At 71.6% G+C, this 25,012-nt stretch carries 18 protein-coding genes; 8 read left to right on the top strand and 10 right to left on the bottom strand.

Features of this window, described 5'->3' with window-relative positions; genetic code table 11:
* Positions 1-288 precede the first annotated feature (288 nt).
* Both ACIQI7_RS17210 and ACIQI7_RS17205 read left to right on the top strand, forming a co-directional pair.
* Positions 289-1,716 (top strand): APC family permease, encoded by a 1,428-nt coding sequence (locus tag ACIQI7_RS17210; protein ID WP_401110384.1) that lies wholly within the window; start codon positions 289-291, stop codon positions 1,714-1,716.
* A gap of 52 nt (positions 1,717-1,768) precedes the next feature.
* Positions 1,769-3,406: an amidohydrolase gene (locus tag ACIQI7_RS17205; protein WP_401110381.1), complete on the top strand. Its 1,638-nt coding sequence runs from the start codon at positions 1,769-1,771 to the stop codon at positions 3,404-3,406.
* Between the two features lie 148 nt (positions 3,407-3,554).
* Here the strand turns inward: ACIQI7_RS17205 and ACIQI7_RS17200 are convergent, their stop codons facing one another.
* The 3 genes from ACIQI7_RS17200 to ACIQI7_RS17190 all read right to left on the bottom strand — a co-directional run bounded on the left by ACIQI7_RS17200 (position 3,555) and on the right by ACIQI7_RS17190 (position 6,625).
* Complete coding sequence (locus ACIQI7_RS17200) at positions 3,555-4,262, bottom strand: TetR/AcrR family transcriptional regulator (protein ID WP_401110378.1); 708 nt, start codon at positions 4,260-4,262, stop codon at positions 3,555-3,557.
* Positions 4,263-4,317: 55 nt separating this feature from the next.
* The gene (locus ACIQI7_RS17195) at positions 4,318-5,676 is read right to left on the bottom strand and encodes a helix-turn-helix domain-containing protein (RefSeq protein ID WP_401110375.1); all 1,359 of its coding nucleotides are present in this window, start codon (positions 5,674-5,676) and stop codon (positions 4,318-4,320) included.
* 109 nt (positions 5,677-5,785) lie between these two features.
* Entirely contained in the window at positions 5,786-6,625 is an 840-nt protein-coding gene (locus tag ACIQI7_RS17190) for a DUF4232 domain-containing protein (RefSeq protein ID WP_401110372.1), read from the bottom strand.
* 430 nt (positions 6,626-7,055) lie between these two features.
* Here ACIQI7_RS17190 and ACIQI7_RS17185 point away from each other — a divergent pair, with 430 nt between their 5' ends.
* A complete protein-coding gene (locus tag ACIQI7_RS17185) occupies positions 7,056-8,357 on the top strand; it encodes a YhgE/Pip domain-containing protein (RefSeq protein WP_401110369.1) in 1,302 nt (433 codons plus the stop codon).
* A gap of 7 nt (positions 8,358-8,364) precedes the next feature.
* Here the strand turns inward: ACIQI7_RS17185 and ACIQI7_RS17180 are convergent, their stop codons facing one another.
* The 6 genes from ACIQI7_RS17180 to ACIQI7_RS17155 all read right to left on the bottom strand — a co-directional run bounded on the left by ACIQI7_RS17180 (position 8,365) and on the right by ACIQI7_RS17155 (position 16,126).
* On the bottom strand, positions 8,365-10,686 hold the full coding sequence (locus tag ACIQI7_RS17180) for an FdhF/YdeP family oxidoreductase (RefSeq protein WP_401110366.1): 2,322 nt from the start codon (positions 10,684-10,686) through the stop codon (positions 8,365-8,367).
* Positions 10,687-10,843: 157 nt separating this feature from the next.
* Positions 10,844-11,761 (bottom strand): LysR family transcriptional regulator, encoded by a 918-nt coding sequence (locus ACIQI7_RS17175; protein WP_401110363.1) that lies wholly within the window; start codon positions 11,759-11,761, stop codon positions 10,844-10,846.
* Positions 11,762-12,661 carry a formate dehydrogenase accessory sulfurtransferase FdhD gene (gene fdhD / locus ACIQI7_RS17170; RefSeq protein ID WP_401110360.1) on the bottom strand — a complete coding sequence of 300 codons (900 nt, stop codon included), beginning with the start codon at positions 12,659-12,661 and terminating at the stop codon, positions 11,762-11,764.
* Positions 12,662-12,749: 88 nt separating this feature from the next.
* Positions 12,750-14,033: an MFS transporter gene (locus tag ACIQI7_RS17165; RefSeq protein WP_401110357.1), complete on the bottom strand. Its 1,284-nt coding sequence runs from the start codon at positions 14,031-14,033 to the stop codon at positions 12,750-12,752.
* Positions 14,034-14,359: 326 nt separating this feature from the next.
* The gene (locus tag ACIQI7_RS17160) at positions 14,360-14,827 is read right to left on the bottom strand and encodes a GreA/GreB family elongation factor (protein WP_387758666.1); all 468 of its coding nucleotides are present in this window, start codon (positions 14,825-14,827) and stop codon (positions 14,360-14,362) included.
* Positions 14,828-15,145: 318 nt separating this feature from the next.
* Positions 15,146-16,126 carry a NaeI family type II restriction endonuclease gene (locus ACIQI7_RS17155; RefSeq protein WP_401110504.1) on the bottom strand — a complete coding sequence of 327 codons (981 nt, stop codon included), beginning with the start codon at positions 16,124-16,126 and terminating at the stop codon, positions 15,146-15,148.
* Between the two features lie 184 nt (positions 16,127-16,310).
* Between ACIQI7_RS17155 and ACIQI7_RS17150 the strand changes: the two genes are divergently transcribed.
* Positions 16,311-16,790 (top strand): very short patch repair endonuclease, encoded by a 480-nt coding sequence (locus ACIQI7_RS17150; protein WP_401110354.1) that lies wholly within the window; start codon positions 16,311-16,313, stop codon positions 16,788-16,790.
* On the opposite strand, the gene ACIQI7_RS17145 is transcribed toward ACIQI7_RS17150, so the two are convergent.
* Positions 16,783-18,123 (bottom strand): DNA cytosine methyltransferase, encoded by a 1,341-nt coding sequence (locus ACIQI7_RS17145; RefSeq protein WP_401110352.1) that lies wholly within the window; start codon positions 18,121-18,123, stop codon positions 16,783-16,785. The two genes, ACIQI7_RS17150 and ACIQI7_RS17145, sit on opposite strands and share 8 nt — an antisense overlap.
* A gap of 412 nt (positions 18,124-18,535) precedes the next feature.
* Between ACIQI7_RS17145 and ACIQI7_RS17140 the strand changes: the two genes are divergently transcribed.
* From ACIQI7_RS17140 to ACIQI7_RS17125, 4 genes are all read left to right on the top strand, one after another.
* Positions 18,536-19,945 carry a PIN-like domain-containing protein gene (locus tag ACIQI7_RS17140; protein ID WP_401110349.1) on the top strand — a complete coding sequence of 470 codons (1,410 nt, stop codon included), beginning with the start codon at positions 18,536-18,538 and terminating at the stop codon, positions 19,943-19,945.
* Positions 19,946-20,036: 91 nt separating this feature from the next.
* The gene (locus ACIQI7_RS17135) at positions 20,037-22,562 is read left to right on the top strand and encodes an ATP-binding protein (protein WP_401110346.1); all 2,526 of its coding nucleotides are present in this window, start codon (positions 20,037-20,039) and stop codon (positions 22,560-22,562) included.
* On the top strand, positions 22,559-24,328 hold the full coding sequence (locus ACIQI7_RS17130) for a DEAD/DEAH box helicase family protein (RefSeq protein ID WP_401110344.1): 1,770 nt from the start codon (positions 22,559-22,561) through the stop codon (positions 24,326-24,328). The genes ACIQI7_RS17135 and ACIQI7_RS17130 overlap by 4 nt, the downstream gene beginning before the upstream one ends.
* An 11-nt stretch (positions 24,329-24,339) precedes the next feature.
* Entirely contained in the window at positions 24,340-24,942 is a 603-nt protein-coding gene (locus tag ACIQI7_RS17125) for a hypothetical protein (protein WP_401110342.1), read from the top strand.
* Positions 24,943-25,012 lie beyond the last annotated feature (70 nt).

Genomic DNA, 25,012 nt, shown 5'->3' with positions numbered 1-25,012 from the left:
GGCCCTCGGCCGGACGCACGAAGAGGGGCCCGCCGGACGACCGGCGGGCCCCTCGGGGTTCCGGGTGGTTCCGGGCGGCTCCAGGTGTTCGTGCTTATGACAACGGCATTGACGTGTTGCGGCACCGCCGGTTTCATGGCTGCACTTCCCGCCCGCGTCACCCCCTGCGACCGGTGCGGGCGTTCCCCCACACGCGCACCCCACGACCAAGGCGGTGATCCGTTGGCATCGACGGTGAAGGACACGGGCGGCGGCCCGAGAAGCGATGCGCGAGGCTCCCACGTCGCGATGCGCAAGTCGCTCGGCCTGCTGGACGGAGCGGCGATCGCCGCCTCCAGTACGGCCGCCACCAGCAGCATCGGGATCGGCCTGGGCCTGATGGCCGGGGTGGTCGGCCTGCACCTCCCGGCGATCATGCTGCTGGCCTTCCTGCCGGTGCTCGCCATCGCCGGCGGGTACGGGCGGCTGAACGCCGTCGAGCCGGACGCGGGCAGCAGCTACCGGTGGGTCGGGCGCACCCTCAGCCCCTGGCTGGGCTTCCTGACCGGGTGGGTGAACACCGTGGGGACCGTGGTCTTCATGGCGTACACCACGACCGTCACCGGCTCCTCGGTCATCCAGCTGCTCGACCAGGCCCACGTGCGCAGCGTCGCCGGGCTGCGGCTGGACGCCGACTCGACCGTCCAGTGCACCCTGCTGGGCCTGGTGGTGCTGGTGGGCGCCGCGGTGGTCGCGGTGCGCGGGCTGGACCTGGCGGCGCGGCTGCAGAAGTCGCTGCTGGTCTTCGAGTACGTCGTGCTGCTCGGCTTCTGCGGCTACGGGCTGTTCGCCGGCGACCAGCCGTTCTCGCTCCAGTGGTACAACCCCTTCGACATCCCCTCCTTCGACGCGGTCGCGCAGGGCATGGTGCTGGCGGTGTTCTGCTACTGGGGCTTCGAGTCGGTGTTCAGCGTCGGCGAGGAGGTGCGCGACCCGCGGGACGCCTCCCGCGGCGGCCTGCTGGCCCTGGTGGTGATGCTGGCGCTGTTCCTGCTCGCCGGCACCGCCTTCCAACGGGTGCTGCCGATCAACGAGTTGGCCGACAACGGCGCCCACGGGCTGACCTACTTCGGCACCAAGCTCGCCGAACAGCCCCTGGCCGCACTGCCGTTGATCGCGCTGATGTTCTCCGCCGTGGCGTCGCTGCAGTCCTCGGTGATCCCGACCGCGCGCGGGATGTACGCGATGGGGCGCGACCGGGTGCTCGGCCCGGTCTGGACCCGGCTGCACCCCCGGCACGCCACGCCCGCCGTCGGCACCCTGCTGATCACCGGCGTCGCTGTCGCCCTGGCGCTGGCCTCGATCGCCATCCCGACCGTCAACGACCTGATCTCGGCCGCGGTCAACGCGATCGGCATCGTCGTCGCCCTCTACTACGCGCTGACCGCCGTCGCCGCCGCCGTCCGGTTCCGTCACCTGCTGCGCACCGGCCTGCTGGAGGGGTTGCGCGCGGTGGTCGGGCCGCTGCTGGGCGCGGCGGCGCTGCTGGCCGTCGGCGGCTACCTCGCCTGGACCTTCTACGACTCCACGGACCACTTCGAACTCGCCGCCGACAACGGTTGGTTCGAGCTGTCCGTGGTGATCATGATGATCGTCAGCGGGCTGCCGGCGGCGGCCTGGGCCCGCTGGCGGCGGCGCTCGCCGTACTTCCTGCGGGAGGGCGCGGCGGCCGAGTGACACCCGTACGACGCAACACCGGGCACCACCACGCGAGAACGGAGCACCACCCATGACCCAGGCCGATCTGGTCTTCACCCACGGCCCCGTCCACACCGGCGACGCGGCCCGCACCCGGGCGAGCGGCCTGGCGGTCGTCGGCGAGCGGATCGCCGCCGTCGGGCACGACGAGGTCCGGGAGCTGATCGGGCCGGGGACGGAGGTCGTCGACCTCACCGGCAAGCTGCTGCTGCCCGGCTTCCAGGACGCGCACATCCACGCGGTGGGCGGCGGCGCGGAGCTGGCGTCCTGCGACCTCACCGGGACGGTCGGCGTCGCCGACTACCTGGCGCGCGTGCGGGCGTACGCCGAGGCCAACCCCGAGCTGGAGTGGATCACCGGCAGCGGCTGGTCGATGGAGAGCTTCGAGGGCGGCCTGCCGACCCGGCAACTGCTCGACTCCGTCGTCCCCGACCGGCCGGTCTACCTGACCAACCGGGACCACCACGGCGCCTGGGCCAACACCCGGGCGCTGGAACTCGCCGGCCTCACCGCCGACACCCCCGACCCGGCCGACGGACGGATCGAGCGCGACGCCGACGGCACCCCGAGCGGCACGCTCCAGGAGGGGGCCACCGCCCTGGTCGCCCGGCTGCTGCCGCCCACCACCGAAGCCGACCGCCTCGACGGGCTGCTGCGCGCCCAGCGGCTGCTGCACTCGCTCGGCATCACCGGCTGGCAGGACGCGCTGCTCGGCGAGTTCAACGGCATGGCGGACCCGTCCACCGCCTACCTGGCCGCCGCCCGCTCCGGCGCGCTGACCGCCCGGGTCACCGGCGCGCTCTGGTGGGACCGCGACCGGGGCGCCGAACAGATCCCCGAACTCGTCCGGCGACGCGAGGAGTTGAGCCACGGGCGGTTCCGGGCCGGCTCGGTGAAGATCATGCAGGACGGCATCGCGGAGAACTTCACCGCCGCGATGACCACCCCGTACCTGGACGGCTGCGGCTGCGCCACCGCCAACTCCGGCCTCAGCTTCGTCGACCCGGCGGCGCTGCGCGGGTACGTCACCGAACTCGACGCGCTCGACTTCCAGGTGCACTTCCACGCTCTCGGCGACCGGGCCGTGCGCGAGGCGCTGGACGCCGTCGAGGCCGCCCGCACCGCCAACGGCCGGCGCGGCACCCGGCACCACCTCGCCCACCTCCAGGTCGTCCACCCGGACGACCTCCCGCGCTTCGCCCGGCTCGGCGCCGTCGCCAACATCCAGCCGCTGTGGGCCGCGCACGAACCGCAGATGGACGAGCTGACCATCCCCTTCCTCGGGCCGGAACGGGCCGCCTGGCAGTACCCGTTCGGCGCTCTCCAGCGGGCCGGCGCCACCCTGGCGGCGGGCAGCGACTGGCCGGTCAGCAGCCCGGACCCGCTGGAGGGGCTGCACGTGGCGGTCAACCGGATGGAGCCGGGCGCCACCGACGGCCGGGTCTTCCTGCCCGAGCAGCGGCTCGACCTGGCCTCCGCCATCGCCGCGTACACGGCCGGCAGCGCCCACGTGAACGGGCACGACGACGCCGGGGTGCTGGCGGCCGGGCGGCTCGCCGACCTGGTGGTGCTCGACCGGGACATCCTCACCGGGCCGCCGGAGGAGATCGCGAGCGCCCGGGTGCTGCGCACCTACGTCGGCGGGGAGCTGGTGCACGCGGCGGACTGAACCGGTCGGCGAGGGCGGCGACGGTCCGCCGGTGGTGGGCGCACGGGGGCCCGCCACCGGCGGCCCGCGCGTACCCGGGTCCGTCGTGCCGTGCCGTGTCGTGCCGGTGGGCCGGGCGGGACCCCGGCGCCTCGCCCCGCCGCCCTCCTCAGCCGCCGAAGGCCCGCAGCCGGGCCTCGGCGGCCTCCAGCAGCAGGTCCAGGGCGTACGGGTACCCGCTGCGGCGCATGTCGGCGGTGAGCAGGTGGGCGGTGGCCGCGATGTGGGGGTGGTCGGCGGCGTCGAGCCGGGCGTAGGAGGCCTGCCACACCTGGAGGTCGGCGTTCTGGGCGGCGGCCGGGAGGGCGAGCGTGGCGGCGTCCAGGGCGGCGAAGCCGAGGCTCTGGTCGACGAAGGCGTGGTAGATCCGGACGGCCTCCGGGTCCGGGAAGCCCGCCGTGCGCAGCACGCCGAGGATCGCCTCGACGGCGGCGATCTCGTGGGTGCGGCCGGTGGTGCGGTGGGCGGCGAGGATGGCCGCCTGCGGATGGGCCTGGTAGCTGGCGTGGATGCGCAGGCCGATGGCGCGCAGGTCGGCGCGCCAGTCGCCGGTGGGCCGCCAGCCCTGCTGGGCGCGGCCGATCAGCTCGTCCGCCACGGCCAGCAGCAGGTCGTCGGTGCTGTGGAAGTAGCGGTAGACCGCGCTCGGGTCGGCGCCGAGCGCGGCGCCGAGCCGCCGCACCGTCAGGGCCTCGGCGCCGTGCCCGCCGATCAGCCGGATCGCGGTGTCGACGATCAGCCCGGCGGACAGCACCACGCCCTGCCGGGTGGGGCGGCGCCGACGCCGTTGCGGTTCGGGGACTACGCGGTCGGTCATCCGGCGAGGTTATGCCAACACCGTTGACATGGGCCAGGGGGCGGCCGAGCCGGGCTCAGCCGTCGGTCGGGGTCGGCGCCCAGGCCCTGCCGTCGTGGAAGTAGCCGGGCGCGCCCTGCAGGCCCGCCGTACGGAACGGACGGCCGTGGTCGTCCACCGTCAGGGTGTCCTGCTGCCCGCCGCTGCTCCACACCAGGTCGAGGTACCAGCTGACGTCCGAGGCGCGGGTGGTGGCGTCCACCTCGATCACCTGCGGGTCGCTGTTCGAGACCCGGTACGGGAAGTCGGTCGGCGGGGTCTTCCGGGTGCCCTCCCGGCCCGGGGCGGGGAGGGCACGGGGCTGCGCCGCGTCGAGGTCCACCGAGAAGGAGGCCGGAGTGAGCTCGCCGCCGCAGCCGGCCCCCGGGGTGTAGGCGTTCCACTTGGGGGCGGGCTGGGTGCTGACCACCCGCACGTTCGCCCCGAGCAGCACGACGGGCGTGGTGCTCGAACCCTGGGCGGTCAGCTGGAGGCGCAGGTGGCCGGCCGGGACGGCGTGCTGGGCGGCCGCCCAGCGCTCGATCCCGGCGGTGCTGTCCGGGGGCGGGCCCACCTGGGCGGGGGTGCGGGAGGACAGGAACCACTGGCCGCAGGGGCTGCCCCAGTTGTCGGTGAGGACGGTGACGCGGAAGGGGGCGGGCGCATGCCCCTCGGCGGGCGTCGAGGCGGCCGCGGGCGGGACGGCCGTGGCGGGCCCGGTCGCGGCCGGGTCGGTCGGCGTGGGGACGGTCGGCGTGGGGACGGTCGCGGCCGGGGTGCCGGTGGGCGCGGCCGTGGCGGCGAGGGCCGGCCCGGACACGCCCGTCGCCGAGCGGTCCGACGTGTCACCGGTGTGGCGCAGGACGAGGACCGAGACCACGGTGGCCAGCGCGGCCACGGCGGTGGCGCTCAGCAGCACCCGCCTGCGGGCGCGGCGGCGCGGTTCGGCGGTCGGGGCCACGGGCCGCACGGTCGTCACCTCCTCCTCCGGTGCGGCGGCGGCGCCCGGCTCGGGCGGGGCCGCGGGGGCCGGAGCCGCTGGGGCCGGCGGAGCCGCGGCCGAGGCCGGCTGCGGTGCGGGGGCGGGCTCGGCGGTCGGTGCGGGCCGCGCCGTTGCGGCCGCCGGAGCGCTCGCCGGGGAAGCCTCCCGGCGGCGGGCCGCGTCGGCCAGGATCCACCGGCGGTGCAGCTCGACCAGTTCCTCGCCGCCCGCCCCGCAGACCCGGGCCAGCCGCTCCACCGGCGCGTACTCGGTCGGCACCGCGGCGCCGTTGCAGTAGCGGTGCAGCGTGGAGGTGCTGACGTGCAGCCGGGTGGCCAGGGCGCCGTAGCTGCGGCCCGAACGCTCCTTGAGCTCGCGCAGCATCGCCGCGAACTCCTCGGTCTCCACACTCATGTGCCGCCCTTCCCCCACCCCGGCCCGGCCCGGGATGCCGTTGATCCGCGGATCACGGTACCCGTACCCGGGGCGCAGGCCCGGCCCAGGGGGAGCGCAGCGGGCCAGGTCAGGCCTGCCGGTCGGCGGTGGCGGCGGAGGCGGCCGCCTCGGCGACGGTGGCGCCGTACAGGCCGAGCTTCGGCCTGCCCGCCTTCGCGCCGGCGCCCAGCGGGAAGTTCCGGGTCTCGGCGGTGGGCATGTGCTCGCCGTCGGGCAGGACGTTCAGCTGGTCCACGCCGGCCGCCCCGCCGCCGCCGGGGTTGAGGTCCAGCACGGCGTACGCCGTCTGACCGGGCGCCACCGCGTAGGCCGGGGCGCCGCCCAGCCCGCTCGGCACCAGCGGCGTGACGTCCTTGCCGTGGTCGGCGGCCTTCGAGTCGCCGAGGCTGACGAGCGGGTAGTAGCTCAGGCCGCAGGCGGTGGTGCCCTGGTTGCGCACCTCGATCACCCGCTGGGTGGGCGCCTCGGCCCGGGCCGTCACCTTGACGGTCAGGCTCCTGGCCTCGCAGGGGTGGGAGTAGGCGTAGGCCTCACCGCCGGCGCCAGCGCCAGCGCCAGCGCCACCGGCCCCGCCCCCGCTGCCCGGGGCGGAGGCGGCGGGGTTCTTGGGGCGGGCCGAGGTGCCGGCGGCGGGCGCCGCGGCGGAGGGGGCACCGGCGGCCGGGGCGGGAGCGCCGGCGGCCGGCTGGGCGGCGGGTGCGGCACCGGCACCGGCCGTGCCGTCCGGCGCGGCGCCGGTGCTGGTGCCGGTGCTGGCCGGGGCGCCGGACGCGGCGGACTGGGCGGGCTTCGCCTCGCCGCCGTCGCCGCCGGACTGGCAGGCGGTCAGGGTGAGGGCGGCGCCCAGGGCGAGGGCGGCCGGGACGAACAGGGCGCGGCGAGCGGACACGGCACGGCGAGCGGACATGGAGGTTCCCCCGTAACGGATGCGGATGAAGGAGTGGACCGGGCGGCGGGCCATCGGCGCCGACCGCTGGGCTGAACTCTGCTCGGCCGTCCCCCCGGTCCGCCAGGCTTCCCGGCCGAGTCGGGACGCTGGAACGGTTCCACCCCCTCTGACCTGCGGATTCGTGCCTCCCTGGAACGGTCCTCGGGAACGTTCCGGCGGCTTCCCCGCCCCTGCCGCCAACCTGCCGCCGCCCCTGCGGCCAACCTGCCACCGTCCCTGCCGTCGGCCTGTCGTCCGGCCGAGCCGTCCCGCCGTCCGCCGCCGGACCTCCGTGCGGACCCGCGCGGCCGCCACCCGGGTGACGCGGGTTTGGCCGTCCGTCCGCCACGGAAGGACTTCCCGCCGTACCCGCAGCGGCACCAGGTTGTGCCCGAACCCGAGGGGTGGCATGGCGACCGCAGACTCCCAGGGGTCTCCCCGGCAGGCGCGGGCGCTGACGCTCGCCCGGCACCCGAAGCTGTGGCTCTTCCCGAGCATCCTGTGCGGTCTGCTGGCCGTCCTCCTCTCGCTGCTCTACATGGGCGGCATCATCAACCCGAGCGGCCATCTGCACCGGCTGCCGATCGCCCTGGTGAACGAGGACCAGGGCCCGCCGCCACCCGGCCAGCCGGAGCCGCTCGGCGCCCGGCTGGCCGCCGCGGTGGTGGCCGGCACGCCCGGCAGCACCGTCGACTGGCGCCGGGTGGACGCGGCCGGACTGCGCGAGCAGCTCGCCTCCGGCAAGGTCTACGGCGCGCTGGTCGTCCCGAAGGGCTTCAGCGCCGACGTCACCGCGCTGGCCGCCGGCGGCGCCACCGAACGGCCGGCCGTGACGGTGCTGACCAACCCCGGCATGGGCAGCCTCGGCGCCTCGATCGCCGCGCAGATCGCCCAGAACGCCGCCCACCAGGCCTCACTGGCGGCCGGCAAGCAGCTGCTCGCGGCCGTGCCCGCCTCCGGCGCCCCGGGCCCCGACACCGGTGCCACCGCCCGGCTGCTGCTCGCCGACCCGATCGCCGTCACCACCCAGGTCGGCCACCCGATCGGCGGCCACAGCGGGCTCGGCCTGAGCGCCTTCTACTACACCCTGCTGGCCGTGCTGACCGGCTTCATCGGCGGCAACATCATCCACAACGGCGTCGACGGCGCGCTCGGCTACAGCGACAGCGAGATCGGCCCCTGGCACACCCGCCGCCCGACCGTCCCGATCAGCCGCACCCAGACCCTGCTGCTCAAGATGGTCATGACCGCCGGGATCACGCTGCTCACCAGCTCGCTGGTGCTGCTCTGCTCGGTCGGCGTCCTGGACATGGACGCCCCGCACCAGGCGTTGCTCTGGATCTTCTCCTACTGCGCGAGCCTCGCCGTCGGCCTCGGGGTGCAGGCGATCAACGCCGCGTTCGGCGGGATCGGGCAGCTGGTGTCGATGTTCGTCTTCATCGCGCTGGCGCTGCCCTCCTCCGGCGCCACCATCCCGCTCCAGGCGGTGCCCGGTTTCTACCGCTTCCTGAGCGTCTTCGAGCCGATGCGCCAGCTCAGCGACGGCATCCGGGCGATCCTCTTCTTCGACGCCCGGGCCGACGCCGGGCTGACCCGGGGCTGGATCATGATCGGCGTCGGCGCGGTGCTGGCCCTGCTCTTCGGCTTCGGGATGACCCGCTACTACGACCGCAAGGGCCTGCACCGCTGGACGCCCCAGCCGTCCGACTGACGCGGACCTAGGCCTTCGTGACGGTCACCTTCAGGTGCTTCATGATCGGCTGGTCGCTCTGGGTGCTGTAGTCGCCGATCGCGCACAGCACGTTCAGCTCCGGCATGTACCCGGCCGCGCAGCCGCGCGGGATGTCGTACGGAACGGCCAGGAAGCCGTGCACCGAGCGGGTGCTGCCGTCCCGGGCGGTGCTGGTGACGTCCACCCGGTCGAACTCGGCCAGGCCGCGCTCGCGCATGTCGTCCCGGTTCATGAACACCAGGGTGCGCAGGTTCCGGACGCCCCGGTAGCGGTCGTCGTCCGAGTAGATGGTGGTGTTCCACTGGTCGTGCGAGCGCATCGTGCCCAGCGCCAGGGTGCCCGGCTCGGGGACGACGTCGGGCAGCGGGGCAGTGGAGAACTCGGCCTTGCCGGAGGGGGTCCCGAAGACCAGCTCGCGGGCCGGCTGCTTGATCCGGAAGCCCAGCGGCAGCCGCACCCGGCGGTTGAAGTCCTCGAAGCCGTCCAGCACCTGGGCCATGGTGTCGCGGATGCGGTCGTAGTCCTCGACGTACCACTCCCACGGGGTGGGGCTGTCCGGCAGCGCCGCGCGGGCCATCCCGGCGATGATCGCGGGCTCGGAGAGCAGGTGCGGCGAGGCCGGGCGCTTCATGCCGACCGACAGGTGCACCATGCTCATCGAGTCCTCGACCGAGGTGGACTGCACCCCGGCCCGCTGGTGGTCCTTCTCGGTCCGGCCCAGGCACGGCAGGATCAGCGCCCGCCGCCCGTGCACCAGGTGGCTGCGGTTCAGCTTGGTGCTCACCTGGACGGTCAGCTCGCAGGACTCCAGCGCCCGGTGGGTGTACGGGGTGTCGGGCGCGGCGAGCGCGAAGTTGCCGCCCAGGCCGACGAACACCGTGACGTCGCCGCGCAGCATCGCCTCGATCGTGCCGACGGTGTCCAGCCCGTGCTCGCGCGGCGGCTCGATCCCGCACACCTCGGCGAGCCGGTCCAGGAAACCGGTGGTGGGCCGGTGGTCGATGCCGCAGGTGCGGTTGCCCTGGACGTTGCTGTGTCCGCGCACCGGGGAGGGGCCGGCCCCCTCGCGGCCCAGGTTGCCGCGCAGCAGCAGGAGGTTGACGATCTCGCGGACGGTGTCCACGCCGTGCTCGTGCTGGGTGACGCCCAGGCACCAGCTGAAGATCGAGCGGTCGGCCTCCCGGTAGACCCGGGCCGCCTTGAGGATGTCGGCCCGGTCCAGCCCGCTCTGGCGCTCGATCTCCTCCCAGGGCGTGGCCGCGCAGACGTCGCGGTAGGCCTCGAAGCCGGAGGTGTGGCGGTCGATGAACAGCCGGTCCAGCGCCCGCTCGTCGGTCGCGGACTGCTCCAGGACCGCCTTCGCCATGCCGCGCAGCAGCGCCATGTCGCCGCCGATCCGCGGCTGGAGGTTCAGGGTGCTGGTGCGGGTGGACCGGTTCAGCGCCATGTCGGTGAAGTCGTGCGGGATGATCGTCCGGGTCGCCGCCGCCTCGACCAGCGGGTTGACGTGCACGATCTGTGCGCCGCGCTTGTACGCCTCGGCGAGCGAGGTGAGCATCCGGGGCGCGTTGGAGGCCGCGTTGACGCCCAGGATGAACAGCGCGTCGGTGACCTCCCAGTCCTTGAGGTCGACCGTCCCCTTCCCGGTGCCGAGCGCGGCCTGCATGGCCCGGCCGCTGGCCTCGTGGCACATGTTCGAGCAGTCGGGCAGGTTGTTGGTGCCCAGCTCGCGGGCCATCAGCTGGTAGAGGAAGGTCGCCTCGTTGCCGAGCCGGCCGGAGGTGTAGAACGCGGCCCGGTTCGGATCGTCCAGCCCGCGCAGGGTGTGGCCGACCAGCTCGAAGGCGTCCTTCCAGCTGATCGGGACGTAGTGGTCGGTGGCCGGGTCGTAGACCATCGGCTCGGTGAGCCGGCCCTGGTCCTCCAGCGCGAAGTCGCTCCACCCGGACAGCTCGGTCACCGTGTGGGCGGCGAAGAACTCCCGGCCGACCCGCTTGCGGGTCATCTCCCAGGTGACGTGCTTGATGCCGTTCTCGCAGATGTCCAGGTGCAGGCCCTTGGTGTCGTCGGGCCAGGCGCAGCCGGGGCAGTCGAAGCCGCCGTCCTCGTGGTTCATCCGCATCACCGCCCGCGGCCCGTCCAGGTACGCGCCCTCGCGGACCAGGAAGCGGGTGACGCTCCTGGCGGCGCCCCAGCCGGCGGCCGGGTGGTGGTACGGCTCGGCGTGGGGCCGGCCGGCGGGGGAGGGGCCGACGTCCTCCGTCGGCTCTGGCGGGGGAGTGGTGAGGGCGTCGTCGGAGGTGGTCACGGTGGTCGCCTTCCGTCGCACGGGGCCTGACCCCGGTATGTCGGGGTCGAGGCTACGCCGGGTGGTCGGGCCCCGCGCGTCGGGCGGCCGGAGCTCTCGGACGTGGGGCGGTCGGGGCGTTCGGACACGGGGCGGCCGGGGCTCCTGTGCCGGGTGCTCACGCCTCCGGCAGGCTGCCGAGGAGGGCGGCCACCTCGGTGCGCCGGGCGACCTCCAGCAGCGCGCGGGCCATTACCGAGCCCGGCTCCCGGGCGGCGATCACCAGTCCGATCGGCGCGCTGTGCGCCGGTTCCGTCAGCGGGACGGCCCGCATCCCGTGCGGCACGCCGAACACGTGCAGCCAGGCGTACGGCACGATGCTCGCCCAGTGGCCGGTGCGGACGTGGGCGAAGAGCGAGGCCACCGAGTCCGTCTCGACCCGGGGCGTCGGCTCCAGCCCGAGGCCCGCGAACACCTCGTCCAGCACCCGGCGGCCCTGCATGCCCGGGTGCAGCAGGCACAGCGGCAGCCGGGAGGCCTCCTCCCAGGTCGCCCGCGGGTGGCGGGCCAGCTCGTCGGCCGGGCCGGTCAGCAGGACGTACCGCTCCTCGTAGAGCGGGAGCGCGCGCAGGTCGTCGGTGCCCAGGCCGGACAGGTAGGTGATGCCCGCGTCGATCTCGAAGTTCCTTACCTGGCGCAGGAGTTCGTCGGAGCGCAGGTCGGTGGAGAGTTCCACGGCGGCCAGCGGGTGGGCGGCGCAGAACGGCCCGGTGAGCAGTGGGACTGCGCCCGAGGCGGTCGGCACCGAGCCGATCCGCAGCCGTCCGCTCAGGCCGGTGCGCAGCGCGTCCACCTCGTCCCGCAGGGCGTCCCGGTCGGCCAGGATCCGCTGCGCCCGGAGCACGATCCGCTCGCCCTCGGCGGTCAGCCCCTGGTAGCTGCGGCCGCGCCGCACCAGCAGCACCTTCAGTTCGTCCTCCAGCTTGCGCAGGGCCTCGGAGAGGGCGGGCTGGGAGACGTGGCAGGCCTGGGCGGCGCGGGCGAAGTGGCGTTCGCGGGCGAGCGCGACGAGGTACTCGAGCTGGCGGAAGAGCATCTAGCCGTCTTCCCGGGCGGTGCCGACGCGGTCGGTACCGGTCCCGGTACCGATGTCGGTGGTGCCGGTGGTGCCGGTGGTGTCGACGCGGTCGGTGCGGGTGTAGACGTTCATCGAGTCGCCGCGCAGGAAGCCGACCAGGCTCAGTCCGCTCTCCTCGGCGAGGTCCACGGCCAGCGAGGACGGCGCGGAGACCGCCGCGAGCACCGGGATGCCCGCCATCACGGCCTTCTGCACCAGCTCGAAGGAGGCCCGGCCGCTGACCATCAGCACCGTGCCGCGGGCCGGCAGCAGGCCCTCGCGCAGCGCGTGGCCGACCACCTTGTCCACGGCGTTGTGCCGGCCCACGTCCTCGCGCAGGCAGAGCAGCCGCCCGTCGGCGTCGAACAGCCCGGCGGCGTGCAGGCCGCCGGTGCTGTCGAAGACCTTCTGGGCGGCGCGCAGCCGTTCGGGCAGCGCGGACAGCAGCGCCGGGGTGACGCGCAGCCCGTCCTCGGCGACGCTCCACGGCGCGGTGGTGCGCACCGCGTCCAGGCTGGCCTTGCCGCACAGGCCGCAGGAGGAGGTGGTGTAGAAGTTGCGTTCCAGCGAGGCGTCGGGGGCGGGCACGCCGGGGGCGAGCAGCACGTCCACCACGTTGTAGGTGTTGCCGCCGTCGGCGGTGGCGCCGGCGCAGTAGCGGATGCCGGCCACCTGCCCGGCGGCGTGCACCACGCCCTCGCTGACCAGGAAGCCGGCCGCCAGGTCGAAGTCGTTGCCGGGGGTGCGCATGGTCACCGTCAGCGGGCGCCCCCCGACCCGGATCTCCATCGGCTCCTCGGCGGCCAGGGTGTCGGGACGGTACGAGGGCGCGCCCTGGCGCAGACGCAGCACCCTGCGCGGTACGGTCACTCGGCCCATGGTCGTCGGCTCCTCGGTGGTGTCGGTCCGGTCGGTGCGGATTCCGTCGGTGCGGACTCCGTCGGTGCGGATTCCGTCGGTGTGGACTCTACGGATGCATCCTCGCGCGTCCGGGGCTCCCCGGGCTCCCTGCGCTCCCGGCGTGCTCCCTGCGCCCCATGGTCCCTCCCTCCCCGTGCCCTCCGGCGGGCAGGTGGCGGCGGCTGTGCGCGGCGGTGACCGCCAGGCAGAGCAGGCCGACGGCCGCCATGCCCGCCAGTAGCGCCGGGTAGGACGCGTGGCCGGCGGTGCCGGCGAGCAGCAGCGGGGTGAGGAAGCCGCTGGAGGTGGTGCTCTGGTAGAGCGAGGCGGAGGTGGGCCCGGACGACCGCGGGGTCAGCCGCTCCACCTCGTGCAGCCCCGCGCCGAGCGTCAGCCCGTACCCGGTGCCGAGGACGAGGGCGGCCAGCAGCACCAGGCCCACCGAGTCGCGGGCCGCGGCGAGCGCGCCGAGCAGCAGCCCGGCGATCACGGTGGCCATCGCGGTGAGGGTGGCCCGGGCGCTGTCCGCGTCGTCCAGCCGGGCGGCGAAGGGCTGGGCGACCACACCGGTGGCCAGGGTCAGCGCCGCGACCAGGCCGCTGAACAGCGGCGCGTAGCCGGGCACCCGGTCGGCGACCAGCGGCGGCAGCACCACGTACGCCACGGTGGCGGCGCCGAGCACGGCCGGACTGGCGGGCAGGACGACGTAGCGGAACCGGGGATGGCGGACGGCCGCCGTGCGGTGCGGCGGCGGGGCGTGGCGGCGGCTCCGGGCGGTCTCCGGGAGTCCCCGGGTGGCCCGTAGGACCAGCAGGCAGCCCAGCGCGTGGGCGAGCTCGGGCAGCACCGTCGGGCCGGGCAGCCACTCGGCGATCACCCCGGAGGCCAGCGCGCCCGCCGCGAAGCCCGTCCCGGTGGCGTACACCGCCCGGCGGGCCGCCTGCTCGGGCGGGACGGCGGGCCCGGAGAGCTCGCGCAGCCAGGTCGTCCCGGCCAGGAAGACCAGTCCGGCCGCGAAGCCGGTGGCCAGCCGGGCGGCGTACACCGACGGCTCGTCCGGCAGCGCCAGCAGGACGCTGGCGGCGGCGGACAGGCCCAGCGCGCCGCGCACCGTCCGCCGCCGGCCGTACCGGTCGGCCGCGGGGCCGCCCAGCAGCAGACCGGGCACCAGGCCGACCAGGTAGACCGAGAACATCGCCGCCAACGAGAGCGCCGACCAGTCGGTGCGCGCCCGGTACACGGTGGCCAGCGCGGTGAACTGGTTGGCGCCCCAGGCGGCGACGGCGACGGCGGCCGCCGCCGGGAGCCAGCGGGCGGTGCGGGGCACGGGCATTTCGTCAGTGCTGCCCATGCGCTTTCCTGCCCCGTTCTCCGGCCTTTTCGGCCATTCCTGGATTTCCGCGGTCCCAGTGTGCGGTCCGCCGCGGTGGGGCGTCAAAGAGGTGATTCCTGTGAGCTGATAGGCGGCGCCTATGGCCGCCCGTCGCGCCGGACCGAGGAGCGTTCCCGTCCCGGGAATTCCGCAGATGGCCCGGCCCGGTGTTCCCGGGGGATGCTCGTCTCGGAAAGCGCGATCGGGGATTCCGCTCCGGCCTCTACCGATCCGGCTGTTCCGCTCGGCTTGTTCCGTTCCCGCGATTCCGTCCCGGCTATTCCGCTACGGCGATTCCGCTTCGGCTATTCCGTCCCGCCCACCGACAGCACCATCGCGCTGGCGGCGCCGGCCGGTGTCTCGTAGTTCACCGTCTCCCCGGCGTGCCGCCCGAGCAGCGCCTTCCCGAGCGGGCTGTCGAAGGTCACCAGGGTGAGGTCCCGCTCCTCCGCCAACTCCGAGATCTCCACGGTCTCCTCCGTGCCGTCGCCGAACCGCACGGTCACCGTCGATCCCACCCCGACCACCCGCGCGGACGGCTCCCCGGCCACCTCGGCCTCGCGCAGCCGGGCCTCCAGCTCGGTGATCCGCCGGTCCAGCCGGGTCACCTCCGACGCCCGCTGCAACTCGTCCGCCGCATCCGCCCGGTCCCCCACCGGCTCCACCCCGCGCAGCGTCGCGGCCACCTTCCCCCGCTCCGCCCGCAGTTGCGCCAGCTCCTCCTGCACCGCACGCAGGCCCTCGGCACTGATCGGTTCCGGCCCACCGCTCATCCCAAGCTCCCGGGGCTGCTCGTCACCCGCTCGAACACCGGCCGCCTCCCATTACCCCACCGCGCGGAGCCCCGGGCAACTCCACCGGGCTAGCTGCTAGAGGTGTCTTCAGAGGCCAGGCCCAGACCGGGCCGAGGCGATGGCGAGGCGGCAGATTGGACGTGCGGGACTTGTCGTAGCCGAGGCCAGGCCACACCATTGTTTGAGCCGGTTGAAGCAGCGTTCGGTGATGTTGCCAGTCGGTGGACATGTCGTCGGTCGACTCCGGGTGGCCGGTCGTTGTGTGACCCGCGGGTGAGGCGGCACTGAAGGCGACTTCTAGGCCTCGCCGGTCGGCGCCTTCCGCGGGCGTACCTCGGGGGCCCACGTGCCGGGTTCGTAGTCGCCGTCGGCGGCGACCCAGTACGAGCCCTGGATCAGCGCTGCGGGCCGCTTGTCACGCGGTTCGGGCGCAGGAATGACCTGTACGGAGATGAACTCGCCTTTGTCCGGTATTTCGAGACCGAGCATCCGCGCTACCACTGGGTCGCCCTCCTGGTGGCCGAGGACGAGGATCCCGAGGCGCCGGAGGTAGTCGCGTGCTCCTCCGTTGCTGCGTGCGCGCTTCAGAGGATCCTTGAGTCCGTGGCCGACGGTCTCGAGGGTCACCCGGCGGATGACTTCGCGCTGGCATTCTATGAAGAGCTGATTGATCCGGGCCTGTCCGTGCTGATCTTTGGCCTTGCTCTTCGCGGACATGATCCGAGTGCGCTTCTCCGTGTCCATCCGTAGCAGCTGGTTGGGTGCGAGCCTGTTCTCGCCTCCCCAGAGCCAGGACACAGCCGCAACTCCGACGGTATTGAGCCGTCGCTTCCTATCCCGGTTCTCCGTGGACCTGAGGTGCTCCTCAGAAGCCCGTACCAGCCCGGCCCGCCATGTGCCGGCCTTGTCGTCGGCTGTTATCACCAGGCAGATGCAGCCCACCAGCTCCGGTCCGATCTCCCATTTGCCGATGCCCTTCGCGTATTTGCAGTCGACTTCGATCCCGGAGATGAGGTAATCCGCCTTCTTGCCTTCTGCGAGTTTGAACTCCTTGTAGATGTTGATCTCGACGAGCGTCCCCAGATGAGTCTTCTCGGTCTTGTGCAACTGTTCGTAGTCCCAGCGGCCCATCCGCTGGCCGTCGAGCAACTGGTCGATCGTTTCGCGGATCACGCGGCCCATCGTCTGGCCGGTTGGGTCCAGGACGTAGAGGGCGGCTTTGACCGCCTGGATCTCCGCGTCCGCAGCGGGGTCATCGAGCTCGAACATCGGCAGCATCACGTGCGGCAGCCTATCCACCTGGGATCCCGGCAGACCGACCGCGCCTGAACAACGAGGGCGCGCGAGGAGGTAGCGGAGGCCGGGAGGGGGAGCACTAGGCTGGTAGCGCCTGATAGTTGGAGCAGTTGAGGATCGCGGTGGTGCCCTACGCCTGGTCCTCCGAGCAGCAGGAGCCGATACCTTGGCCAGTGGCACACCAGAAAAGCCGCCGCAGCAGTGGGCCCCGCCGCCCGGGTCCTGGGCGTCATCGGCCGCCAACCGCCGGAGCATGGTGGGCAACCGAAGCCGGGACACCCAGCCGGAACTCGCGCTGCGTCGGCTGGTCCATGCTGCGGGGCTGCGCTACCGGGTGGCGGCGAAGCCGCTGCAGGGCATGAGGCGCAGCGCAGACCTGCTGTTCCGCCCTGCAAGGGTCGCTGTTTTTGTCGATGGCTGCTTCTGGCACGGGTGCCCCGAGCACTTCGTCCCTCCCAAGACGAACCCGGACTACTGGCGGGAGAAGATCGGCCGTAACGTCCAGCGGGACCGGGACACCGATGCCCGGCTTGCCGCCGAGGGCTGGCTCGTCCTGCGGTTCTGGGAGCATGAGGCGGCTGAGACCTGTGCACCGATGGTGGTCGCGAACGTCCGGCAGCGGCGCACAGGCGGTACCGTCAGCTGACCTTCCCCCGGTGCTGGGCGAAGTAGTCGTGGCGGGCATGGTCCTGCTGGCCGATGAAGGCCTTGAACTCGCCGAGTTCGTACGCCAGCTCGCCGTTGTTGCGGATGGTCTTCTCCACGTGGAAATCGCGCTCGATGTGGGCGATGCGCCGTTCGATCTCCGGCACGGGGAGCTTCTTGCCGCCGGACTTCGCAATGAGGTCGGCCAGCTTCTGAGCGGTGAGGGGCTTCTTGTCCGGATGGTGGCGGAGCAGCAGGTACACCGGGTCGAGGTCGGGGCGCGTCGACTCGACCGAGTCAGCGCGCTTCACCTCCTTGCGCAGGGCGCTCGCGATCGCCTCGCCGAGGGCCTTGGCGACGGGTGGGGGAAAGGCGTTGCCGATCTGGCGGTAGACGGTGGTCTTACGGCCCTGGAACTCCCAGTGATAGTCCTTGCCGTACCAGCCCTGGATGCGGGCGACCATGGCGGTGGTCAGCTTCGGAAGGTGGTCCCCATCCATGCTGGCGTCCGGAGCGGCGTTGGCGACGCCCATCGCGTCGACTCCCAGCTGCCGCCAGGCGGCCTTGGCCCGGGTCGGGCCGAGGTCGGCGCCGCCGTGCTTCTTGGAGCCGCCGACGATGGTGGGCGCGATGGAGGAGGCTTTCTCGACCCAGGCAGCCACGTGCTCGGGAGCCCAGCCGTTGGCTCCCATGAGGTCCTTGAGCAGCTCGCCAACAGTGGGTGCCGCGTCCTCAGAGGGCTCAGGCCAGTGGAAGTACGCGGCGTACTCCTTCTGCAGAGCGACCAGCACGAACCGAGGCCGCAGCTGGGAGACGCCGAACTGGTGGGCCTCGAGCAAGCGCCACTCGCCGACGTAACCGGCGTCGTGGAGAAGCTCGAGGATGTGCTGGCGGTAGGCGGAGAACCGGTTGCCGCTCAGACCCTTGACGTTCTCCAGGAGCAGCGCCTTCGGCTGGATGTCCTTGCACAGGTGCACAGCCCAGGCGAACAGGTCCCGCTCGTCGGTCGCCCCGAGCTGGTTGCCGGCGATGCTGAAGGGCGGGCAGGGGACACCCCCTGCGAGGAGGTCGACACCCTTGTACGCGTACGGGTCCCACAGCGCCTTGTCGGCGACGTCGCCGACCTTGACGATGGATGCGGCCTCCTGATCGGCATCCTCAAGGCTGGTGCCCTCGGCCACGAGGAGCCGGGCGAGGTTGTGCCGGAGGGTCGTTGCAGCGTTCTGGTCGAGCTCGAGGGCGAGCTTGTGCGTGAATCCGGCGTTGTGCAGGCCCAGGGACTGACCGCCCGCGCCGGCGCAGATCTCGACCACCTCAAGGCGCTCAGGTGCCATGAGACCTCCTCTCGGTGGCGCCGCACCTGGGCGGACGCCGACGTGTTCCTCTGCCGTTCGCAGCCGACTACCCGCTGCTACTGCTGACGACAGGGGCCAGAAGCTATCCATTGTGCTTGAAGGCCGCTCTGCACGGATGTCACCAGCAGAACCAGAAGCGTAGGCGACACCACTGACACAGCCCAAAACGCCGTACTCGGGTGGCGCTGGGGCATCGAGGGACATGCCTGGGAGCCGTACCGGATGCGTGCTGGCGACGCTTGGGGGCTCGTCAGCGTGCCGGTGAGCAGAGTCCGAGCCCGGGCGGTGCGGGCCGGAACTATCACGGAGACTGCAGAGCGTGATCGAGCCTTGACGGTTTCCGTCGGCGTCGACAGGATGGGGGCCCGCAGCAGGGAGGGAATGAGGAAGCGTGGGCCAGGCCGATCTACCGATGGTGGAGCAGTTCAGGTGCTGGATCCTCCCCGATAGCGGCTCGGGGACAGCGGACCGGAGGGCTTTCTTCTCGGATTCCCTTGTCGTGCTCGACACCAATGTGCTGCTCAGCCTGTACGAGTACAACCCTGGCGTGCGGAACCAGGTCATTGCAGCACTGGAACAGATTTCCGACCGCCTCTGGCTCCCGTACCGCGTCGGGCAGGAGTTCGTCAGGGGCCGGCGCCGCGTGATCGTCGAGCGCGCAAAGGAGCTCAGCGGAGCGTCTGCGGCCATCGACCGCCACCTCCAGCAGGCCTATCAGGCGGTTCTCAACGCCAGCGAGCACGTGAAGAGCCTGCTGATGAAGTACGCCAACGACGATGCCTCCCAGACGGGCCTGGACGAGGCGATCAACGAGGCGGCGGTGAAGGGCCTGCTGAGCGACTGGCAGAACCTGCTGAAGGAGCACGTCAAGCAGCTGAAGTCCGGTCATGACCTCAAGCCGGCTGCCATCAAGTCGGACGATCCCGTCCTGCCGAAGGTAGCCGCCCTGTTCGGTGACCGCATTGCTCCGCCCACGGAATACCGGACGGTGCAGCAGTGGCTTGACGAGGCGCTTTCCTTCCGTTTCCCGAACCGGATTCCGCCGGGATTCGCCGACCAAGGAAAGGGGACGCCGCTGGACCAGGTCGGCGACTACTTCATCTGGGCGGAGATCCTGGAAAAGGCAGCTGCGCCCGAGGTGGAACGGGTCCTGTTCGTGTCGGCTGACACGAAAGACGACTGGTACCAGAAGCTCGACGACGGTGGCAAGCGGCCGTGGCCGCAGCTCTTCGACGAATTGCGCCAGCGTACGGGCGCGGAACTGCTCATTGAGCAGCCGCGGCAGTTCTTCCAGGGCATTGAGGAGTTCCTTGCGCCGAAACTGGAGCTCAGCAATGCCACGTACGACGAGATCGACCGCGCGGCTGAGGCGGTGGCGCAGCGGAGTGCGGAGGAACGTCCCGCAGTGACGGATGACAATGCCCACATCGTTACGCCGCCGGACGGCCTGGCCCTGGAGGCGTACCGGGCCGCCGGGCTCACGACGCGCACGGCTCGGCAGCTCGCGGAGTCGGACCGGCGCCGTCACTTCCAGTGGTGGCTGATCGGTGTGACCGCTGAACTCGGTTACCGCGATCCTGCCGATGACGAGCCCCCTGTGGACCTCTACGCAGCGGTCCGGTCCGAGGTCAGGCCCGCTCCGGAGTGGTACCCGGGGACGGCGCTGGCACAGGGCGAGTGGCCGTTCCGGAGCGACACCTGGGTCGCTCCCTGGTTCATCCAGCTTGTGCGTGACGTCGGCGAGACCGACCGGCTCCCGCTGCAGCGGCTGGCTGCGCGCCAGGTCCAGCCGAAGGCCTGACCACGCGTACCCGCCCGGACCGTCCGCTGCAGATCACTACGCTGACGGTGCGAGCCCACCATTTGAACTTGGACACGGAGCCGACCAGAAGATGGCGCACAAGCTGCTCGACATCACCCCCAACCCCAAGGTGCTCGTGGCGCTCACGCGCACCCCGATCCTTCCGATCGACGCGCTCAGCGAGCTCATCGACAACGCCATCGACTCGTTCCGGGCCGCAGCCACCGCAGGCGTCCCTTCAGCGGTTCGCCAAGTGATCATCGAAGTCCCGGGGCCGGCCGAGGTCGCCCGGGGCGAAGGGATGATCCGTGTCCGCGATACCGGACCGGGCCTTACCGAGGAGCAGATCGCTGACTCCATGCGGGCCGGTTATACGTCGAAGAACCATTTCGACACCCTCGGCCTGTTCGGGATGGGCTTCAACATCGCCACTGGGAAGCTCGGCCGTATCACCCGGGTGGTCTCCGCGCGCGAAGAGGATGACCACGCGATCCAGGTCACTCTCGACCTGCCCGAGCTCATGCAGTCCCAGAAATTTTCTGCGGCAGCCGAGCAGATCGAGAAGCCGGAGGGCCTGCGCCACGGGACCGTCGTCGAGATCCGGGGCTGGTGGCCCGATGGGGACGCCAACAGCGGCTTCATCCGGGAACTCGCGAAAATGCCGAAGAAGACGCTGCGCAGTCGGCTCGGACGACGGTATGCCACTCTGCTGCGGCCGGATGCGGCCAATCCGGTGGTGATCACTGTGAACAACGAGCGCTGCCAGGCCTTCGAGCACTGCGTGTGGTCGCAGGAGCGCTTCGTCGAGCGGAAGGCCCACGGCAAGATTCCCGCGAGGATCGGCTTCGACCAGGTGATCAGCCGCGCGCGGCGCTGCCTTCACGACGGCACCGACTTCGGCGAGGACGGCGCCTGCCCGCGGTGCGGCGGGACGGAGAGCCGGGAGATAAACCACCGGGTGCACGGCTGGGTGGGCATCCAGCGCTACGACGACCAGAACGACTTCGGTATCGACCTGATCCGCAATGGGCGGGCTATCCGCCAGGCGGAGAAGGCGGCGTTCTTCGAGTTCTCCGACGAGACCACCGGGCGTGCCGAGCGCGAGTACCCGGTGGACCAGCAGTACGGCCGCATCGTCGGCGAGGTCCACCTCGACCAGGTTCCGGTGGACTTCCAGAAACAGCACTTCCAGCAGGCCTCAGACGAGTGGCAGGAGGCCATCCGGTTCCTTCGCGGGGGTTCGCTGCTACCGAACAACTGGACCGACGGCGAGGTGAACAGCTCGCCTGTATCGCTGCTCTTCCAGGGCTATCGCAAGGTGCGAAACTTTGGTCGTGGCGACATGTACATGGGCAAGTACAACCCGGCCAAGGGCAAGGCCGACCGGATCCCCCGGAGCGTCGAAGAGGACTACTACCAGCGCTTCCTCAACCGCGAGCCCGGCTACTTCGACGATGCGAGGTGGTGGGAGCTCGTCGAAACGGCCGGGGAGCCGCCGATCCAGGTGCTTCCCGAATGCCCGGAGTGCGGCTTCCAGAACACCCCCTCAGCTGAGGAGTGCGGGGGCTGCGGCGAGGTACTCGACGGCAAGCCGTGCCTGGATGCCGGGTGTGGCAAGAAGATCCTTCGATCCGCGACGGCGTGCCCGCACTGCGGCACGTCCCAGGTGCTCAAGGTGCAGCTGCCGTGGAAGTGCACCTTCTGTGCCCAGGAGAACAAGGCAGGGGCGGAGCGCTGCGAGGTGTGCGGACACGTCAAGGACGCACCCCACCCCGCCAGCCCTGAGGCGCTGGCCGGAGCGTCCGCGGATGCCGAGGAGCTCAGCGCGGACCAGCTGGCCGTCGTGCTGGCGGATGGCAAGGCGAGCAGCCCGTTGGACGTCCGGGTGCGGACCACCCACCGTCCGATCCTCCCCGCTTTCGGACAGGCTGCCGTCCCGCTCGTCACCAGCGCGGACACCCGGCAGATCACCCTCTACATCGACCCGACCCACGCGGTGTTCACGGAGATGGGGTTGCGGCCGGAGTACCTGATCGCGACTGAGGTGGCCCAGTTCCTTCACTCCCTCCACCGCAACCTCCAGAGCCGTCCCGGGCACACTGCCGCCGTGCTCACGGCAGAGGTCCTTAAGAAGGGGTGGGGTGACGCGGTGACGGACAGCGCTGACAGTGTCAGGAGCGACATCAAGTCGCTGTTCGACCAGATCACCGAGCGGATCCTCCTGGCACCGCACGCAGACCGCTTCTATGACGAGCTCGACGACTCCCAGCAGCTGGCGCTCGCTGATTCCATGATCAAGTCCGGGGCTGAACTCACTGAGCTCGGTCGGCTCAAGGCTACCGGCGGCTACCTCCGCTACTGTGACCGCGAGACGGTCACCGCCTTTTTCGCCCGGCACGCTGAGGGCTGGTTCGGCGGCCTGGTCTGGGAGGACCCGTGGCCCAGTGAGAGCGTGGCCGGCCCGGTGATCGCCCGGAAGCTGCAGGAGGACCTCCGCGTCAAGTACCTGCGCTGCCTTGAGGACTGTGCTTCATACCTCCGCTACGACCAGCCGGAGCGGCTCATCGTCGTCCGCGCGCGGGCGGCCGTCGACTTCCTGGTCGGAAAGCTCGCATGACCCAGCGCATCGTCACCGACCTCAACCTCGCCGGGACCGGCTGGCAGTCCTTCGAACGGACTGTGCAACGCCTCATCATGGCCCGCGGCTATTCGGGCGTCCAGCTCGCCGGGGCCTCCGGCGACGGCGGAGCCGACGTAATCGGCAGCCTCAACGGGCGGCGCTGGCTGTTCCAGATGAAGCGCTGGCGCTCGCCCGTCGGCCCCGAAGTCATTGCGCAGACCGTCGACGCCTGTCGGCGCTACGACGCGGATATCCCGGTCGTCGTCAGCTTGAACGGATTCGAGGCTTCGGTCAGAGCCCAGCAGGAACAGCTCGCGGCTAGAGGCATCCCCCTGCAGCTGTGGGACCGGCGCACCTTGCAGAAACAGGCGGAGCGTGTTCTGGAGGCTCCGCCGGCGCTGCAGGACCCGGACCGGTTCCAGCTCCGCCCGTACCAGGAGCGGGCCGTCGACGGACTCATGGACGAGTTGGTGAACGGTGCGCGAAGCGCACTCATCGTTCTCGCCACGGGGCTCGGCAAGACCTTCGTGGCGGCTGAGTTCCACCGGCGCGCCCGGGCCCTGCGTCCCCGGGCGAGGACGCTGGTCCTCGCGCACCGAAACGAGCTCGTCTACCAACTCGAGCGCGCGTTCTGGCCGTTGCTCCCCGCATCGGCGGCCACCGGGGTGTGGAACGGCTACGAGCGTCCGGACAAGGATGCGCTCAACGACCTGGACGTTGTGTTCGCCTGCGTGGACAGTGTCGCAACCGCTGTCAAGGCGGGGCGCGAACTCCCCGAGTTCGGCCTGGTCGTCGTCGACGAGTGCCACCATCTCGGGACCACGGCCTACGATGCGGTGCTCGGAGAGCTGTCAGCCGCTGACGGCGGAGCGTTCCTCTTGGGGATGACCGCGACGCCCTGGCGGCCCGACGGGAAGTCCCTGGGTACGTGGTTCGACTTCCCGGTCGTGGACATCGACATGGTGCGCGGGCTCCGCGAGGGGTACCTCGCTAACGTCGACTACCGGATGTTCACCGACAACATCGACTGGGACGCGCTGGCAGCCGGGCTCGCCGAGACCGCCCCCGCGCTTACTCCCCGGGGGATCAACCGCACCGTCTTCATCGACGAGTGGGACGACGCGGTCGTCGACCGACTCGCCGAGGCCTGGGGCGATCAGAAGAACCCGCGAGGCATCGTCTTCTGCGGAACCATCGACCACGCCGAGCGGATGGCGGGGAGGATCAACGCGCTCGGTTTCACCAGCGCCGAGGTGATCGCCTCCCGGACGGCGCAGGGCAAGGCCGTGGACGCAGCCACCCGGAACCGCATCCTCTGGGACTTCGCGGACGGCCGTACAGGCATCCTGTGCGCCGTGGACGTCCTGAACGAGGGTGTGGACGTCCCGGACGTCAACATCGTCGTTTTCCAACGGGTCACCCACAGCCGCCGGATCTTCGTCCAGCAGCTCGGCCGTGGACTCCGTCTGGCCGCGGGCAAGGAGAAGGTGGTCGTACTCGACTTCGTGTCCGACATCCGTCGCTTCGCCGCTGGATTGAGCCTTCAGGACTCGCTTGCTAACCGGGGCGCCGTCGCCCGCGACCCGCGGGTGAAGATTGGCAGCCAGGTCAGGTTCATGCGGGCCAACCGTGCGGACCAGGAGGGCGAGCAGTTCCTCCGTGAATGGCTCGACGACCTCGAGGCGGTCGAGGACGCCGGTGAGGATGTGCACATCCTCCGATACCCACCCGACAGCTCGATCACGGCTGCGGCGAAACGATAGGACGTGAGACTGTGCCCGACCACGACACCAGCCCCGTCAGCGACTGGCACCGGCTCAAGCCGGACACCGAATACGCGGTGGAGGAGGTCCTCAAACAACTGAGGGACGACCAGGCCGATCCGCAGGACCTCCTGGACGCCTACCTGTACGCGAAGCGCCTGTTGGCGGAATCCATGCAAGCCCTCGTGCGGACCAACCTGCCTGCGGAGTGCGACACCTTCGCGGACCTTCGCGCACAGCTCGCCGACCGCATGGCCGCGGAGTACGGGGAACGGGTTCCTGCGCGCTACCTGACGGTGCCCTATGGCAGCCGCACGCATGAGGAGCTGTTCGCGATTCTCCTTGGGCGGTTCACGAAGCCCGTAAGCGCGGCCTTCCTGCGCGTGGTGACCAGGGACTCCGTCCACACCGAGCGTCGGACGCGCGAACTCCGAGAGTTGGGTCTCGACATCGTCACGGGCCGCGAGGGTGGGAACGATGTCTACACCCTGAGGTCGCTCGAGCTCGATACGTCGATGATTCCCACGATCATCACGAACAACCTTCGGGACAAGAAGGCACCCGAGCACGAGAAGAGGGCGGTCCTGGCCGTGTTGTCGGGAGCGGACGGCTGACCTGTTGCGGCGGCTGCGGCCGCGGCACCCGGTTTGCCGACCCGGGCCCGTGCTGCTGTGGCGGGGCCCG

Origin of the sequence: Kitasatospora sp. NPDC092039 (assembly GCF_044756065.1) — a bacterium.
Lineage (GTDB): Bacteria > Actinomycetota > Actinomycetes > Streptomycetales > Streptomycetaceae > Kitasatospora.
Note: the sequence above shows the minus strand (reverse complement) of the source record. Positions and strands in the feature narration are given on the sequence as shown.